The sequence below is a fragment of the Streptomyces diastaticus subsp. diastaticus genome (assembly GCF_011170125.1).
Classification (GTDB): Bacteria; Actinomycetota; Actinomycetes; order Streptomycetales; family Streptomycetaceae; genus Streptomyces; species Streptomyces diastaticus.
In genome coordinates this window covers 483,170-500,040 of sequence record NZ_BLLN01000002.1, presented here as the reverse complement: position 1 = coordinate 500,040, position 16,871 = coordinate 483,170, and the positions used below count along the sequence as shown (strand labels likewise).

The window sequence follows — 16,871 nt, the reverse complement described above, 5'->3', positions numbered from 1 at the left end:
CGACGGGGGAGGGGTGCGTATGGTGGTAGATCGTTTGATCCCATTTGCCCGGCGCACTGTCTCTCCCCGCTTTCATCCGAAGGGGAGGGGCCGACCAGCGCCGCGTGGCGCGTTCTCTTTTCCTAGCCGTGGCCGGACCGCACTGAGGCGGTCGATTGCGACTTCATCAAGTTGCGACTTCACGGAGTAATGGGCGCGTGCCGAGACTCCGGAAGGTTTCGCATTTCGCATGTCCGTTTCCAGCACTGACCACACCGTCCTGCCCGAGCAGTCCCAGCTGCGGCACGACGACATCCCGGCCGCCGAGGCCATCACCCCCGAGGCCGTGACGGCCGAGCTCCCCGCCGCCGGGCTGCCCGTGCCCGACGAGGCCGCGCGGGCCGACGCCGCCGTGGACACCGAGCTCGACGCCGGGACCACCGACGAGGCCGACGAGTCCGACTCCGAGGACGACGGCGTGACCTTCGCCGCCCTCGGCCTGCCCGAGGGCGTCGTCCGCAAGCTCGCCCAGAACGGCGTGACCAAGCCCTTCCCGATCCAGGCCGCGACCATCCCGGACGCGCTGGCGGGCAAGGACATCCTCGGCCGCGGCCGCACCGGCTCCGGCAAGACCCTCTCCTTCGGTCTGCCGCTCCTCGCCTCCCTGGCGGGCGGCCACACCGAGAAGAAGAAGCCGCGCGGAGTCATCCTGACCCCGACGCGCGAGCTGGCCATGCAGGTCGCCGACGCGCTCCAGCCGTACGGCGACGTGCTCGGCCTGCGTATGAAGGTCGTCTGCGGCGGCACCTCGATGGGCAACCAGATCTACGCCCTCGAGCGCGGCGTCGACATCCTCGTCGCCACCCCGGGCCGTCTGCGCGACATCATCAACCGCGGCGCCTGCTCGCTCGAGAACATCGAGATCGCCATCCTCGACGAGGCCGATCAGATGTCGGACCTGGGCTTCATGCCCGAGGTCACCGAGCTGCTCGACCAGGTCCCCGAGGGCGGCCAGCGCATGCTCTTCTCGGCCACGATGGAGAACGAGATCTCCAGCCTGGTCAAGCGCTACCTGAAGAACCCGGTGAGCCACGAGGTCGACGCCGCCCAGGGCGCCGTCACCACCATGAGCCACCACATCCTCATCGTGAAGCCGCGCGACAAGGCCCCCGTCACGGGCGCCATCGCCGCGCGCAAGGGCCGCACGATCATCTTCGTCCGCACCCAGCTCGGCGCCGACCGCGTCGCCGAGCAGCTCCGCGAGTCCGGCGTCAAGGCCGACGCGCTGCACGGCGGCATGACCCAGGGCGCCCGTACGCGGACGCTGGCCGACTTCAAGGACGGCCACGTCAACGTCCTCGTCGCCACCGACGTCGCCGCCCGCGGCATCCACGTCGACGGCATCGACCTGGTCCTCAACGTCGACCCGGCCGGCGACCACAAGGACTACCTGCACCGCTCGGGCCGCACCGCCCGCGCCGGCCGCTCCGGCACCGTCGTGTCGCTGTCGCTGCCGCACCAGCGCCGCCAGATCTTCCGCCTCATGGAGGACGCCGGCGTCGACGCCACCCGCCACATCGTCGGCGGCAGCGGCGTCTTCGACCCGGAGGTCGCCGAGATCACCGGGGCCCGCTCGCTCACCGAGGTTCAGGCCGACTCGGCGGACAACGCCGCCAAGCAGGCCGAGCGCGAGGTCGGCGACCTCACCCGCCAGCTGGAGCGCGCCACCCGCCGCGCCGCCGAACTCCGCGAGGAGGCCGAGCGGCTGACCGCCCGCGCCGCCCGCGAGCGCGGCGACGACCCGGAGGCCGCCGTGGCCGAGGTGACCGAGGCCGCCAAGGCCGAGGTCGCGGCCGAGGCCGAGGCGGCAGTCGCCGCCGAGGAGCGCGAGCGCAGCAACTTCCGCCGTGACGACCGTGGTGGTGACCGCCGTGAGGGCGGTTTCCGCCGGGACGACCGCGGTGACCGTGGTGGCGACCGCGGCGGCTTCCGCCGGGACGACCGCGGTGGTGACCGTGGCTCCTTCCGCCGTGACGACCGTGGTGGTGACCGCCGTGAGGGCGGTTTCCGCCGGGACGACCGCGGAGACCGCGGTGGTGACCGTCGCGAGGGCGGTTTCCGCCGGGACGACCGCGGTGGTTTCCGTGGTGGTGACCGTCGTGAAGGCGGTTTCCGCCGTGACGACCGGGGCGACCGTGGCGGCTTCCGTCGGGACGACCGCGGAGACCGCGGCTTCCGCGGCGGCGACCGGGACGACCGCGGTGGTTTCCGTGGCGGCGACCGTCGCGAGGGCGGCTTCCGCCGCGACGACCGCCCGTCCGGTCACCGGGGCAGCGACCGTCCGTTCAACCGTGACCGCCGCGACGACCGCCCGTCGGGCGGCCACCGCACCGGCGGTGACCGCCCCTACGGCCGCCGTGACGACCACCGAGGCGGCCCGTCCTCCTCGTCCTCGTCCTCCTTCGGCCGCCGCGACGACAAGCCCCGCTGGAAGCGCAACGGCTGACCTGAACAGGGCTGACCCGCGGCCGGCCCGCCGGGGCCGGTGAGTCTGTTCCCGCCTGAAGCCCGTCCTCTCCTGTTGGAGGGGACGGGCTTTCTGGTGGGCGGGGGCGGGGCCGGGGCCGGGCGGGCGGTGGGGTGGGGAGCTGTTCTGGTGCGGGGAGGTGAGGGGCGGGGGTGCTTGCCGCTCGCTGTCGTGGGCGCAGCCGCCGGGGCGGGTTCTGTGCGGCCGTGGGCGCGCCGTGCCGGTGCCGGGGCGGGTTGTGTGCCGTCGTGGGCGCCGTGCCGGGGTGGGTTGCGTGTCGTTGTGGGCGCCGTGCCGGGGTGGGTTGCGTGTCGTTGTGGGCGCCGTGCCGGGGTGGGTTGCGTGTCGTTGTGGGCGCCGTGCCGGGGTGGCTTGCTTTCGCGGGGTCCTGCGTCGGGGCCTCGGGCCTGACACAGGCTCGCTCGACCGAGTCAGGCCGACCATCCCCCATGGCAGCAGGCCGACACCACTGGGCTCGTGGGCGTCAAGGCCGCGTGCGGTTGTCCTACGTCTCGGTGAAGCACCTTCTGGTTCGACCGGGCAGAGCCGCAACAGGGCAACGAGTTGAGGAGAGAGGCGGTCGTTGGTGGTTCGGGCGGCGTCATTTGCTCGGAACCGGGGGGTTCCCCCCACCCCCACCCCTCCCCTTCCCCCGTCCCCTCCCTCTTTCGCCCATGCGCCCCCAGCCTCCTTCCTTCGCCTACGACGGCTTGTCCCGGCGGGCGTCCATCACGAAACGGCCCGGCCGGCGGACACCCACGTAAGAGCCCGTCTGCCCTCCAGCCCGCCCGCGCCCAAGCTCCCGCCGATGCCCGATGCCCGATGCCCGATGCCCGATGCCCGATGCCCTAGGTGTATTGACCCGCAGCGTTGTTAACGCGGCTGATCGGAGGTTGGCCTCCGAGTGCGGTGTGGCAGCGATGGTGGTTGTAGGTGTGGAGGAAGTCTGCCAGGGCCGTTGTCCGCTCGTGGTTCGAGGTGTAGGGCCGCACGTAGGCCCACTCGTCCAGGAGCGTCCGGTTGAAGCGTTCGACCTTGCCGTTGGTCTGCGGCCGGTAGGGGCGGATCTTCTTGTGGGCGATACCGGCTGCGGTGAGGCTCTGGGTGAACAGCTTCGACTTGTAGCAGGCGCCGTTGTCGGTCAGGACGCGCTCGACCGTCACGCCATGAGCGGCGAAGAAGGCGTTCGCCCGCTGCCAGAAGGCGATCGCCGTGTCCTTGCGCTCGTCGGGCAGGACCTCGCTGTAGGCCAGACGGGAGTGGTCGTCGACGGCGGAGTGGATGTAGCTGTAGCCGATCACCGGCTTGCAGCTCCTGCGCTCGCTGGTGGTGGCCTGGCGGTTGAGGTCGCCGGCTGTTCTGCCGACGGTGCGCCAGCCGCCGCCGTCGGGGATGTTGCCGAGCTTCTTGATGTCGACGTGGACCAGTTCGCCGGGCCGGTCGCGTTCGTAGCGGCGGATCACCCGTCCGGTGGGGCGGTCGAGCCAGGCCAGCCGGTTGATGCCGTGACGCGTCAGGATCCGGTGGACCGTCGAGGCCGGCAGGCCCAGGATGGGTGCGATGCGGGCGGGCCCGAGTTTGCGGTCGGTCCGCAGGCGGCAGGCCCGGGCCTCGATCATGGCGGGCGTGCGGTGCGGGGTTGTGTGCGGCCTGCTCGGACGGTCGTGGAGACCGGCTTCGCCTTCGGCCCGCCAGCGGCGAACCCACTTGTGGGCGGTGGGGCGGGATATACCCATCTCAGCAGCGACGTGCGCGACAGGCCGACCGGACTGGACGCGTTCGACCAGGATCCGCCTGCCATGAACCGTCAGCCGGGCGTTACGGTGAGACACGAAGACCTCCGTGTGCGGTGCAGCTTAGACACCTCCACCACACCGGAGGTCTTCGTCATGATCAAGACCTGACCCGCGTTAACAACGCTCGTGATCAATACACCTAGGCCCGATGCCCGATGCCCTAGGCCCGGTGCCCGATGCCCGTCCGACCTGATCTCGCTGCGGCAGTGGCCAACCCCGGCACAGGCTCTTCTCGCCCCTCGGCGGCGTGTCAGGACGGCCGGAGATGGCCAGGACTGCCGGAGGCCCGTCAGGCCCGGCTGGAGCCCGTCAGGACGGTCCGCCCGTCCACCGCGACCGGATCGCCACCAGCACTGGCACGTTCCTCACCGCTACCCCTCCGGGCGCCGGACACTGTCAGCAGGCCGCGCCCCTTGCCCCGCCGTGAACACCGGCGGATCGGAACCCACCTCCTCTTCTCATAGAACCTCTCCTGGTACAGCGACGTGGTTGAGTGGGACGCCTGCTCGCTACAGATGACCGATGACCGAGGGCCAAGCACACCCAGCACCGGAATTGGCACATGCTCCTTTCGTCGTGGGGGAAGAGCGCGGCGGACAATGCCCATGAGGTACTTTCCTGGGCGGATATGGGCGTCCGCTGCCCCGTTCTCCAGGCCCTGCCGTGGCGCTGGCCATGCAGATCCGACGGGCCCGGCAGCCGATACCCCATCGGCTCACGGTCAATGGCGGGCTATGCTCGGGTCTGCAGATCGGCACGGGCCGTTAGCTCAATTGGCAGAGCAGTGGACTTTTAATCCATTGGTTGTGGGTTCGAGTCCCACACGGCCTACCGCTGGACACGCCTCCTTCCGGACCTTCGGGAGGGGGCGTTTCCGCTCGGCGGGTCACGCCTCGTGTGTCCGTCGGTTGCCCGCCCGGGCGGAGCGCGGTCGTCGCGCAGCCGGGCCGGTGACCGCCGATGGGCGGTGTGGCTCGGATTGATCGCGCCCCCGAGGAGGCACAGGTGGCCGGTTTCGTGGTTGTGGAGGTGTGGACCGGATGAATCACGCGCAGATGGTGGCGCTCGGGCGGATGCTCCGGGTGCTCGGCGAGTCGGGCGACGAGTTGCGGGGCGATACGCCCGAAGAGGCGCTGCACGAGATCCGGGCCGACCTCAAACGGGCCTTGGACCTGTTGGAGGAGTCCACCGGCCCAGCTCCCACCACGCGCTGCTCCCAGCATCCGCACGGCCCGGTGGACGCGGCCGCTCCGGACGGCTGCCTTCTCTGCGAGACGCGGCGCCGCTCCAACCACCGCTCCGCCTACCGCGACCGTTGGGGCGGTGCCGGCGCCCCGGCCGACGAGGGCGGCGAGCGCCCCCTGCCGGTGCCCTCGCGGTACGGCATCGCCGCCGACACTCCGGAGCCGATGGTCAGGTGGCGTCCCGAGGCGTGGTCGGGGCAGGCATGGCAACTCTGCGGCACTCCCCGCCGGGACCAGCGCGAGGCCGAACTCTTCCTCGCCGCCTGTCGCCGCAAGGCCGACCGGGCCGCGGCCTACCGGTTGGTGCGGGAGAGCACCTCCTTCGAGGTCGTACGGATATGGGGCGAGCCGATCGTCGTCCGGCCCGAGACGGGCGGCGGGTTCTAGGGGGTTTCCAGGGGGTGCACATCCCGCCCCCCCCTCGCCCACGACGCCCGGCACGGTCCTGAGAATCCGGCCCGAGGCCCTGGCGCCCTGGAGGCGGTCGACTTCTGCTCCGGCCGCCCCGGCGTGATCACCAGCGGCACGTGAGCACGCTCCACCACGCTTCGCCTCCCGTCGACCGGGTCGGATTCTCGTGGGTGTGCGCATTTCCGGGCCCGCGTGGTCACCCTGCGTCATCGCGTGCGGTCCGTGGACGGTCCGGCCCTCAGTGTTCCCGGCGTCGACCGCCCCGTAGGCGTCGCGGTCGGGGACGTCTCGGCGCTGACCGGCCGGTCGGTCACCGCGCCGGAGGGGAGGAGAGCGGCGACGCCGTTCCAGTCGAGGGCCCGTATGAGGGGCCACTCTGCGGTGAACAGGGCGGTCGGAGGGTCAGGGGCCTGAGCCGAGGGCCCGGAGCCGCCGGAAGCGGACGCGGACGCGAGCGAGGGCGAGGAAGACGAAGGCGAGCGGGGAGAAGGGCACGGGGACGGGGAGTAGGGCGTCGGCAGGGCTGATCCGGCGGCCCGGAAGGTGTTGTCAGGCATGTCGTTGAGCTTGCCATCCGTCACTGACAGTGACAATTCTCCGGAAGGGTGAACGTCGGTGGCACGGAGCTGACCGGGCCGGCCCGGGCTGAGCCGGCCCGGGCTGAGCCGGCCCGGGCTGAGCCGAGCCGGCCCGGGCTCCATGAGCCGGGTCGGCGCGGTCGGCGGCCAAGCGTGGTCCTGGTTCAGGCGGGCGTGGCTCCGGGGGCTTGTGGAGCGTCCGGCGTGGCGGCGGCGGAACCCCCGTCGCCCCCTTCCCCAGATGATCCGCCCGACTTCCGGGGGCGTTCGATCCGGCAGACCAGGGCGTCGTTGTCGACGTCGGCCACGATGAGGTCGCCCGGTTCGGCCTCGCCGAGGAGCATCAGCTCCGCGAGGCGGTTGTCCAGCTCGGTCTGGATGGTCCGGCGCAGCGGACGGGCGCCGAACTCCGGCTGGTGGCCATGGGCGACCAGCAGCTTCTTGGCAGCGTCGGTCACCTCCAGGGTCATGTCCTGCGCGCGGACCCGGCGGGCGCTGCGGTCCAGCATGAGGTCCACGATCTGCGACAGGTCCTTCTCGGCCAGCCCCTGGAAGATGATCGTCGCGTCGACCCGGTTGAGGAACTCCGGCTGGAACCGGGTCTTCAGGTCGTCCATCAGCTCGTCCTTGATCTCGGACACGTCACCCTGGTGAGCCAGGATGCGCTGGGCGCCGATGTTGCTGGTCATGATGACGACGGTGTTGCGGAAGTCGACCGTCCGCCCCTGGGCGTCCGTCAGCCTGCCGTCGTCGAGGACCTGGAGCAGCGCGTTGAAGACGTCGGGGTGCGCCTTCTCGATCTCGTCGAAGAGCAGCACGCTGTAGGGCTGTCGGCGCACCTTCTCGGTCAGCTGGCCGGCTTCCTCGTGGCCGACGTATCCGGGCGGGGCACCGACCAGCCGGGAGACGGTGTGCCGCTCCTGGAACTCGCTCATGTCGAAGCGGACCATGCGGTTCTCGTCGCCGAAGAGGAGTTCGGCGAGCGCCTTGGCCAGCTCGGTCTTGCCGACGCCGGTGGGGCCGAGAAAGAGGAAGGAGCCGGTGGGGCGGCCGGGGTCGCCCATCCCGGCGCGGCTGCGGCGGACCGCCTGGGAGACCGCGGTCACCGCCTCGTCCTGGCCGACGACCCGCGAGTGCAGCGCGTCCTCCAGCTTGAGCAGCTTCTCCTTCTCGCTGGCGGTGAGCTGGGCGACCGGGATACCGGTGCGGCGGGCGAGGACGTCGGCGATGTCGTCGACGGTCACCTCGACCACGCCTTCCCGGCGCTCCTCGATCCCGGCCAGCTCCTCCTCGATCCGGGCGATACGTTCCTTCAGCTCACCCGCGCGCTCGAACTGCTCGGCGTCGACCGCCTCGTCCTTCTCCCGGGTGAGCTTCGCCAGCTCGTCCTCGCGCTCGATCTCCTCGCCGGAACGCCCGAGGGACTTCAGCCGCACCCGTGCGCCGGCCTGGTCCATCAGGTCGATCGCCTTGTCGGGGAGGAACCGGTCGGTCAGGTACCGGTCGGAGAGTTCCGCCGCCGCGCCGAGGGCCTCGTCGCTGAAGCGCACGCCGTGGTGCGCCTCGTACCCGTCGCGCAGACCTTCCAGGATCTCCACGGTCTCCGGGACGCTCGGCTCCTCGATCAGCACGGGCTGGAAGCGCCGCTCCAGCGCCGCGTCCTTCTCGATGTGCTTGCGGTACTCGTCGATGGTGGTGGCGCCGACGACGTGCAGCTCCCCGCGCGAGAGGGCGGGCTTGAGCATGTTGCCGGCGTCCATCGCGCCCTCCCCGGTGGCGCCCGCCCCCACGACGGTGTGCAGCTCGTCGATGAAGAGGACGGTCGACTCCGAGGCGGCCTTGACCTCGTCGATGACGTTCTTCAGGCGTTCCTCGAACTGCCCGCGGTACTGCGCCCCGGCGACCAGTCCCGACAGGTCCAGGCTGATCACGCGCTTGTCGTGGAGCGTGCGGGGGACGTCGCCCGCGATGATCCGCTGGGCCAGGCCCTCCACGATCGCGGTCTTGCCCACGCCGGGTTCACCGATGAGGACCGGGTTGTTCTTCGAGCGGCGGGAGAGGATCTCGATGGTCTGCTCGATCTCGTCGGCGCGGCCGACCACCGGGTCGAGCTTGCCCGCCTTGGCCTCGGCCGTCAGGTCACGGCCGTACTCGTCGAGCGTCGGGGTCTCGCTGTCCGGCTTGGCCGCGGCCGGTGTGCCCTCGGAGCGCGCCGTGGCGTCCGCGCGCCGGGAGAGCGCGCCGAGGTCGCCGCCCTGCGTCTGGAGGAAACGGCCGGCGCCGGAGTTCGGGTCGTCCAGGAGTGCGCCGAGGATGTGTTCCGGCCCGATGTAGGAGACGTCGGCCGCCTGCGAGCGGGCGTGCGCCGCGATCAGCACGCGTTTGGCCGCGGGCGTGAGGCCCGGTTCGGCCGAAGGGGTGCGGCTCTCGCCGGGCAGTACCTGTTCGATGGCGGCAGCGAGCTTGGCGGGCTCGACCCCGGCCCTGGCCAGCAGCGACCGGGACGGCTCGACCTGGGCGCAGGCCCACAGCAGGTGTTCCGTGTCCAGGTCCTCGGAGCCGTCCTCCTCGGCCTTGGTGGTGGCGCGGCCGAGCAGGTCGCGGGCCGATTCCGTGAGCAGCCGGCCGATGGGGACCCGCTGGACTGCGGGCGGCGAGGCTCCCGGCGTCATCCCGAAGAAGCGATTCAGCAGGTCGGAGAAGGGGTCCGGGCCGGGGCCCCCGAAGGACCCGAAGGACGACAGCGACATGGTGGCGCCTCCGTGGAGGTTTTCTGGCTGGGGGTTTGTCTGTCGATCGGCGACTTTTCCCACTAGAACAAAGGGTGGCGGGATGCGCCCGTTGGGCAGGAAGGCCACAGGGCCGTAACCGGTGGAGCGGGCGCCGGGGGACTGCTTCTACATGCGTGTAGAGATGAGGTAGATTCGACGGCGTCGGCGCCGCCACCCACGGCGCCCGGCGCAGGCGTGGCGGCTGCGAGTCGTACGACGGCACGCGGCCGGTCCCCCAGCCCGGTCGCCGCACCCCGCCCGCCCGCACCCGGGGTCGTACGACCTCGCGGGCGCGGGCACCGGCATCAGCACGCAGGACGAACCGCAGAAGGAGAAGACCGTGGGCGTTTCCCTGGCCAAGGGCGGCAATGTCTCTCTCAGCAAGGAAGCCCCCGGGCTGACCGCGGTCCTTGTCGGGCTCGGCTGGGACGTCCGTACGACGACCGGCACCGACTACGACCTCGACGCCAGCGCCCTGCTCTGCGACGAGTCCGGCAAGGTCGTCTCCGACCGGCACTTCGTCTTCTACAACAACCTGACGAGCCCCGACGGCTCCGTCGAGCACACCGGCGACAACCTCACCGGCGAGGGCGACGGTGACGACGAGGCGGTCAAGGTCAACCTCGCGGCGGTTCCGCCGCAGGTCACGCGCATCGTCTTCCCCGTCTCCATCCACGACGCGGAGTCCCGCGGCCAGAGCTTCGGCCAGGTCCGGAACGCCTTCATCCGCGTGGTGAACCAGTCCGGCGGCGCCGAGATCGCGCGGTACGACCTGACCGAGGACGCCTCCACCGAGACCGCCATGGTCTTCGGCGAGCTCTACCGGCACGGCGCCGAGTGGAAGTTCCGCGCGGTCGGCCAGGGATACGCCTCGGGCCTGGCCGGGATCGCCCAGGACTTCGGCGTCAACGTCTGACCCGCCCCCCGAACACCCGTCGCCCGACCGGCAACCCAATCCCCCGGGCGGGCGACGGGCTTTTCCCGACCCCTTCCCCGTGCCCCTGGTGGGCGTGGCGAAGGGGCGATCTCGTCTCCGGGGGTGGGGCGTGCTGCGTTCACGGACCCGTGCCCGCCGTACCGCGCCTCCGGCGCGCCCCGCGCGTATGCCTCCGGGGCCGCGACGGGCACGGACCGCCTGACTCCGCGTAGGGCGTGACTGGTCCGTCGCGACGCGGGCACACGCGCGGCGAGGGGCCGACGCGCTCACCGCCGGTCCGCCGCAGGCACGGCACGACGGAAACGAGAGGCGTGTCCCATGGAGATGTCCGGGATCATCAGCGCGATCGTCATCGGCATCGTCATCGGTGTCCTGGGACGCCTGGTCGTCCCCGGCCGCCAGCGCATCGGCCTGCTGCTGACCATCGTCGTCGGCATCGTGGCGGCGCTCGTCGGCACCTTCATCGCCGCTCAGCTCGGCCTCGCCGAGACCAAGGGCGTCGACTGGGCCGAATGGGGCATCCAGATCGTCCTGGCCGCGCTCGGCGTGGTCGCCCTGGACCGGACCATGGGCGGACGCCGTCGGTGACCTGTGCGGGGGCGCCTCGCGCCACCCGCTCCGCCCCGCCGGAGCGGGTGGCGCGAGGCGCCCCCTGGATGGCGTATAGTTGATCTCACCGACGCGGGGTGGAGCAGCTCGGTAGCTCGCTGGGCTCATAACCCAGAGGTCGCAGGTTCAAATCCTGTCCCCGCTACTGAAGGCGAAGGCCCGGATTCCTTTCGAGGAATCCGGGCCTTCGTCGTGTGCGCACCCCTGAGCCGCCCCGTTCGGCGGCCCTCCGGTCGCCGCCGGGCCAGGGCGACGGAAGCATGGGGGAAGCGCTGACGCGGAAGCGGGCGCGTCCGGGCCGGGCCGACCGGGGGCCGGCCGATGGATCAGGAGACGGGCTGGTGGGGAAACGCGGCGACGCGGAGCGGGAGACGGGCCGACCGGCTGCCGAGGAGCCTTCCGCGGAAGGGGCGTCGGCGAGGCGCGGCGGTAACGGACGCACTCCCCTCGGCAACTACAAGAGCGACCGGCGTACGGCGAGCAGATCCCGGGCACTGGTACAGCTGCTGCCCGCGGTGCTGATCGTGGCCGGGGTCATCTTCGACGAGGCGGCGCCACCCCGTTTCAACGCCAGTCCGCTCTACGCCGCCGCGCCCCTGATCGCCGCCCCGTTCTTCTCCCTCCTCGGCACGGTGGCCACCGGGGCCGTCGCGCTGGCCGCGGTGAGCCTCCTCCAATGGCAGGCCGGGACGCTGGGTGAGGTCGACTCGACCACCGAGCTGCTGACCATCCTGACCTGCGGCCTCCTCGCCGTGCTCAGCAACCGGGTGGTGAGCCGCAGCGGCGAGGAACTCGCCACCGCCCGCAACATCGCCGAGGCCGCCCAGCGTGCCGTGCTGCCCATCCCGGCCGAGCGCATCGGCGGCTTCGACGTGGCCGCCCGCTACGAGGCCGCCCAGGCCGACGCGCTCATCGGCGGCGACCTGTACGCCGTGCAGGAGACCCCGCACGGGGTGCGGCTGCTGGTCGGCGACGTACGCGGCAAGGGGCTCGGCGCGGTGGAGGCGGTCGCCGTGGTGATCGGTGCGTTCCGGGAGGCGGCCGAGCAGGAGTCGAGCCTGGAGATGGTCGCCCAGCGCCTCGAACGCGCCCTCGCCCGCGAAGGCGTACGGCGGGAGGGGCTCGACCAGTTCGAAGGGTTCACCACCGCGTTGCTGGCTGAGATCCCGCCTGGGCAGTCCGTCGTCCGCACGGTCAACCGGGGGCACCCCGAGCCGCTGCTGCTCGACAGGGACGGACGGGTGCGCGTGCTGGTGCCGGCCCAGCCCGCGCTTCCGCTCGGCATGGGGGACCTCGGGGCGTGGCCGGACCGGTCGGACACCGCGCCGTTCCCGTCCGGCGCCATCCTGCTGCTGTTCACCGACGGGCTGACGGAGGCGCGCGACCGCCGCGGGGTCTTCTACGACCCGGCGGCACGGCTGACGGGCCGTCGCTTCGGTGCCCCCGACCACTTGCTGGAGACACTTTCCGAGGAGGTCCGCGTGCACACCGGCGGCGGACCGCAGGACGACATGGCGTTGCTGGCGTTGCGCCGCCCCTGAGGCACCGTGGACCGGTGGACGCCACCGAAGGCGCGTCACTGTTGGTGAGCGGGCGAGCGCTCATCGCATAACAACTGACACACCGTCAGGCGGCGTCGTGGTGGTTCTGTGCAGGCGACTCGCCCGAGTCCGCCCCTCGGTGCCCCGGTACGTCCGGCGTCCTGACGCCAACGATCACCTGGAACGGCTTGGAATCCGGCACGGGTGTCTATTAACGTTCGATAACGCAGCGCGGTTGTCCCGGCCGTCACCCGAGACGGCTCCGCGCGCACGCGCCGAATCCCGTAGGGAACCGGGGAACCAATCCTTGGGGTGAATCGGACGCCTTTCGAGGCGCCCGTAGGAGACCTTCCTGCTCCGAACCCGTCAGCTAACCCGGTAGGCGAGAAGGAAGGAAAGGAGAGCGCCCGCGTGGCGTCGAACCGTCCTGCCCCTGAGGCCCTGTTCGTGCCGAACGACGAGGACCGCACCGCCGGCCCCGCGGCCTACGGACCCGCCGGGGGGCCGTGGGAGGAATGGAATCCCACCGAGGAGTCCATCCGTCCCGTCCGCGGCCGGCACCGTGTCGCGAAGCAGCGCGGCGGTGGCCTGGCCCGCTCCTCCACCGTCCTCGGCGTCGGCGTCATCGCCGCGGTGGGCGCCGGCGGTATCGCCACCGCCAAGGAGAAGCCCCCGGTCTCCATCTCCCTGCCCGACCTCTCCACCGTCAAGGCGTCGCTCCCTGACGCCGGTTCGCTGCCGGGCGTCGGCTCCCTGCTGGGGTCGGACGAGTCCGACACACAGGTCACCGCCAGTCCGCTCACCGGCGCCGGGGTCACCGTCGCCGACGCCGAGCAGGGCACCACCGACGCGGGCGAGGCACTGCGGGCCCGCATCATGCAGCAGGCCGAGCACCAGCAGGACCAGGCCGACCAGAGCGTCGCCCGCGCCGCCGAGCAGGCCGCGGCCGAGCAGGCCGCCGCCGAGGCCGCGAAGGTCCAGGAGGCCGCGGAGAAGAAGCTGGCCGAGGAGGAACGGAAGAAGGCCGAGGAGAAGCGGAAGAAGGCGGAGGCCGAGCGCCTCGCCAAGCTCGCCGCCAGTTTCTCGCTCCCCACCACCTCCTACACCCTGACCTCGACCTACGGTCAGGCGGGCGCCATGTGGTCCTCCGGCTACCACACCGGTCTCGACTTCGCGGCTCCCACCGGGACGCCGCTGAAGGCGATCCACTCCGGCACCATCAAGGAAGCGGGCTGGGCCGGCTCGTACGGCTACCGGACCATCCTGGAGCTGGAGGACGGCACCGAACTCTGGTACTCCCACCAGTCGTCGATGTCGGTCAGCGTGGGGCAGAAGGTCACCACCGGCGATGTCATCGGCCGCGTCGGCGCGACCGGCAACGTCACCGGCCCCCATCTGCACCTGGAGATCCACCCGGGTGGCGGCGACGGCGTCGACCCGCTCAGCTGGCTGCGGAGCAAGGGCCTCAACATCTGACGACAGGCCGCCGAGGGGCCGCCCCGGGACGATCCGTACGTCCGGGGCCGGCCCGTCCGGACTGCCTGCCATGGCCGGTCGCGGCTGGGCGTCAAGTGTGTCGGCACCCGCCGCCGGTGTGCGCCTCGGCTGTTCGCCGGTCGCCCTTCCTCCACCCCCTGCTCTCCCGCGCTGCCGCGGCTGCGTCGGCGCGGATCACCGGCCGTGCCGGGGCTGTTGACGCCCCGCACGGGCGGGCTGAACTCCGGCGGTCCTGACGGCTACCCCCCGACGTCAGGGCCGCCGGACCTGTGCGCCTCCTCCGCACGCGGCATCCAGCGCCGTCTCGCCCGGCGCGACCCGACCGGGGGGAATGGGCGCCCGGCCTCGTTTGTTGATCCATCCATGACCTCTCTCCGGCCTCTCGGCAGCTCTGATCTCGACGTCTTCCCGCTGGCCCTCGGAGGCAACGTCTTCGGCTGGACCGCGGACGAGGCGCAGTCCTTCGCCGTCCTCGACGCCTACACCGCTGCGGGCGGCAACTTCCTCGACAGCGCGGACAGTTACTCCTCCTGGGTGCCGGGGAACGAGGGCGGCGAGTCCGAGACCCTGATCGGCAAGTGGCTGGCGTCGCGCGGCAACCGCGACGAGATCGTCGTGGCCACCAAGGTGGGCGGCCATCCGCAGTTCAAGGGGCTCTCCGCCGGCAACGTGAAGGCGGCGGCCGAGGAGTCGCTGCGGCGGCTCGGCACCGACCGGATCGACCTGTACTACACCCACTTCGACGACCCCGCCGTGCCGGTCGAGGAGATCGTGACCGCCCTCGACGACCTGGTGAAGGCGGGCAAGGTACGAGCCGTCGCCGCCTCCAACATCAGCCCAGAACGCCTCCAGGAGTCCCTCGACTTCTCCGACCGGGAGGGCCTGACCCGGTACGCCGCGCTCCAGCCGCACTACAACCTCGTCTCCCGGGACACCTACGAGGGCCCGCTCCAGGAAGTCGCCTCGCGCGCGGGCCTGGCGGCGGTGCCGTACTACGCCCTCGCCAGCGGGTTCCTGACGGGCAAGTACCGGCCGGGCACCTCCGTGGCGAGCCCCCGGGCGGAGGGCGCCGAGAAGCATCTGTCGACCGGGCGCGGCCAGAAGGTCCTCGCCGCCCTCGACACCGTCGCCGAGGCTCACGGCGCCGAGGTGGCGTCGGTCGCCCTCGCCTGGCTCGCCGCCCGCCCGACCGTGGCCGCCCCGATCGCCAGCGCCCGCACGGTCGAACAGCTCCCCGCGCTGCTGGCCGTCGCCGACCTCACGCTGACCGAGGACGAACTGAGGCTGCTCACGGTCGCGTCGGCCTGAACCGGGCGGACCTGAACCGCCCGGATCCGGCCGGGCCGGGGCGCAACGGGTCAGCGGTGCTTCGGGGGTATGTGCGGCGGCGGGGCGTACGGCCACGAGTGCGGCGCCGAGGGGGCCGGGTGTCCGGGGCCGCCGAAGTGGGCCGGATACCCCGCCGGTGCGGCACCCGGCCACGGCGCGGCTGGCCCCGGCCACGGCGCGCCCCACGGCGCCCCGCCGTACCCCGGGGGCCCGTACGGTGCGCCCCAGCCCCAGCCCCAGCCGCCGTGCCGGTGCGGCAGCCACATCGCGGGCGGCGCAGGCGCCAGCAGGCGGGCGGCGTGCGACTGGGCCGGGCGCACGGCCCCGCGGCGCTCCCAGAGTGAGTCGAGCAGGGCGCGCTCGCGCTCGACGAAGTCGGCCTCGGCCTGGCCCCGTTCACCGCGGCGGCGCAGCAGGGCCAGGGAGGTCGCGTCGCGTTGGTAGGCGGCCAGGGCCCGCACCGCTCCGCGCCCGCCGGAGCGCCGGGCGTGGTCGCGGGCCAGATGCCTGGCGTTCATCGTGGCGAGGGCGACCGGTTCCGTCGGGGCGAGCCAGCCCGCGGCCACGTACGCCGGGAGGTGGGCGCGGACGGCGCGCAGGACGTCGGCGCGGGCCCACACCAGGAGCCAGACGGAGAGGCCGAAGACCGGAACCATCACCAGGGCGTAGACGGTGATGAAGCCGAAGGGGCCCATCAGGGTGGCCGAGCCGTTCCACAGGCCGTGCATGCCGATGGAGAGGAGCAGGCCGGCCAGCGGCAGGAGGACCCGGCGCAGCCGACGGCGGCCACCGGAGCGGGCCGCCAGTCCGAAGCCGATCCCGGTGAGGAGAGTGAAGAGCGGGTGGGCGAAGGGCGACAGCACGATGCGGACGAAGAAGGTGGCGGCGGTCACCGAGGCCATGCCGGTGTCGCCGCTCAACTGGTCGCGGCCGAAGGCGTTCCCGAGGTAGAGGATGTTCTCGGTGAAGGCGAAGCCGGCGCCGGTGAGGCAGGCCGTCACCGCGCCGTCCAGCAGGCCGCGGAAGTGCTGCCTGCGGAAGAGGAAGAGCAGGAGCACCGAGAGCGCCTTCGCGGACTCCTCGACGACGGGAGCGACGTAGGTGGCGCCGACGGCGTCGCGCCTCAGCGGCTCGTCGCCGCCCGTGAAGGGCTCCAGGGTGGAGCCGACGAGCCACTCGGTGGCCAGGGTGTTGGCGACGATGGCGATCAGCGCGGCCGCGCACGCGCCCCAGGCGAAGCAGAAGACCAAGTTCCGCCAGGGGCCCGGCTCGACCGCCTCCACCCAGCGGAACACGGCGAGGAGCAGCGGCACCGGCAGCAGGGCCAGACCGAGTCCCACGAGAAAGCCGTGCGTCCCGGTCTGCTCGCGGACCAGGGCGAGGATGATGCCGCCGGAGACCGTGAGCAGGCCGATCAGCACCCCCACGCGGACGGCGTGCCGCTGCCACCAGCGCATGAGGGGGAGCGGGGCCGGATACGGGGGCATCGGCGGAGGAGGCGGCAGCGCCTCGCCGGGACCGGCGCCCTCGGCACCGGCCCCGTGCTGCTGCTCGGGCTGCGAGGCCGAGTACGACGGGCTGTGGATCACGAGAACGACCCTAACCAGTTCCCGGAGGGCTGATTAGTCCCGACGAGTGAAAAGACCGCCACA

10 protein-coding genes, 2 tRNA genes and 1 riboswitch are annotated in these 16,871 nt (G+C 72.1%); of the genes, 9 read left to right on the top strand and 3 right to left on the bottom strand.

Annotated features, from left to right (window positions below):
* The first annotated feature begins 229 nt into the window (after positions 1 to 229).
* Positions 230 to 2,485 (top strand): DEAD/DEAH box helicase, encoded by a 2,256-nt coding sequence (locus Sdia_RS04085; RefSeq protein ID WP_100457559.1) that lies wholly within the window; start codon positions 230 to 232, stop codon positions 2,483 to 2,485.
* A gap of 869 nt (positions 2,486 to 3,354) precedes the next feature.
* On the opposite strand, the gene Sdia_RS04080 is transcribed toward Sdia_RS04085, so the two are convergent.
* Positions 3,355 to 4,338: an IS481 family transposase gene (locus tag Sdia_RS04080; protein WP_185393339.1), complete on the bottom strand. Its 984-nt coding sequence runs from the start codon at positions 4,336 to 4,338 to the stop codon at positions 3,355 to 3,357.
* A gap of 722 nt (positions 4,339 to 5,060) precedes the next feature.
* Between Sdia_RS04080 and Sdia_RS04075 the strand changes: the two genes are divergently transcribed.
* Together Sdia_RS04075 and Sdia_RS04070 are read left to right on the top strand one after the other, a co-directional pair.
* A tRNA-Lys gene (locus Sdia_RS04075) sits at positions 5,061 to 5,133 on the top strand.
* A 209-nt stretch (positions 5,134 to 5,342) separates the two neighbouring features.
* Positions 5,343 to 5,933: a hypothetical protein gene (locus Sdia_RS04070; RefSeq protein WP_100457595.1), complete on the top strand. Its 591-nt coding sequence runs from the start codon at positions 5,343 to 5,345 to the stop codon at positions 5,931 to 5,933.
* Positions 5,934 to 6,699: 766 nt separating this feature from the next.
* Here Sdia_RS04070 and Sdia_RS04065 read toward each other — a convergent pair.
* Positions 6,700 to 9,285 (bottom strand): ATP-dependent Clp protease ATP-binding subunit, encoded by a 2,586-nt coding sequence (locus Sdia_RS04065; RefSeq protein WP_229831685.1) that lies wholly within the window; start codon positions 9,283 to 9,285, stop codon positions 6,700 to 6,702.
* 361 nt (positions 9,286 to 9,646) lie between these two features.
* Here Sdia_RS04065 and Sdia_RS04060 point away from each other — a divergent pair, with 361 nt between their 5' ends.
* From Sdia_RS04060 to Sdia_RS04035, 6 genes are all read left to right on the top strand, one after another.
* Positions 9,647 to 10,222, top strand: coding sequence for a TerD family protein (locus tag Sdia_RS04060; protein ID WP_100457560.1), 576 nt, complete (start codon positions 9,647 to 9,649; stop codon positions 10,220 to 10,222).
* A gap of 339 nt (positions 10,223 to 10,561) precedes the next feature.
* Entirely contained in the window at positions 10,562 to 10,831 is a 270-nt protein-coding gene (locus tag Sdia_RS04055; RefSeq protein ID WP_100457561.1) for a GlsB/YeaQ/YmgE family stress response membrane protein, read from the top strand.
* Between the two features lie 92 nt (positions 10,832 to 10,923).
* Positions 10,924 to 10,997 (top strand) — tRNA-Met (locus Sdia_RS04050).
* 196 nt (positions 10,998 to 11,193) lie between these two features.
* The gene (locus Sdia_RS04045; protein WP_100457562.1) at positions 11,194 to 12,393 is read left to right on the top strand and encodes a PP2C family protein-serine/threonine phosphatase; all 1,200 of its coding nucleotides are present in this window, start codon (positions 11,194 to 11,196) and stop codon (positions 12,391 to 12,393) included.
* A gap of 263 nt (positions 12,394 to 12,656) precedes the next feature.
* Positions 12,657 to 12,793: riboswitch (cyclic di-AMP (ydaO/yuaA leader) on the top strand.
* Positions 12,794 to 12,804: 11 nt separating this feature from the next.
* On the top strand, positions 12,805 to 13,869 hold the full coding sequence (locus tag Sdia_RS04040; RefSeq protein WP_115067649.1) for a M23 family metallopeptidase: 1,065 nt from the start codon (positions 12,805 to 12,807) through the stop codon (positions 13,867 to 13,869).
* Between the two features lie 384 nt (positions 13,870 to 14,253).
* Positions 14,254 to 15,198 (top strand): aldo/keto reductase, encoded by a 945-nt coding sequence (locus tag Sdia_RS04035; RefSeq protein WP_124287470.1) that lies wholly within the window; start codon positions 14,254 to 14,256, stop codon positions 15,196 to 15,198.
* A gap of 50 nt (positions 15,199 to 15,248) precedes the next feature.
* Here the strand turns inward: Sdia_RS04035 and Sdia_RS04030 are convergent, their stop codons facing one another.
* Positions 15,249 to 16,808: a PrsW family intramembrane metalloprotease gene (locus tag Sdia_RS04030; protein ID WP_189501112.1), complete on the bottom strand. Its 1,560-nt coding sequence runs from the start codon at positions 16,806 to 16,808 to the stop codon at positions 15,249 to 15,251.
* Between the last annotated feature and the right edge of the window lie 63 nt (positions 16,809 to 16,871).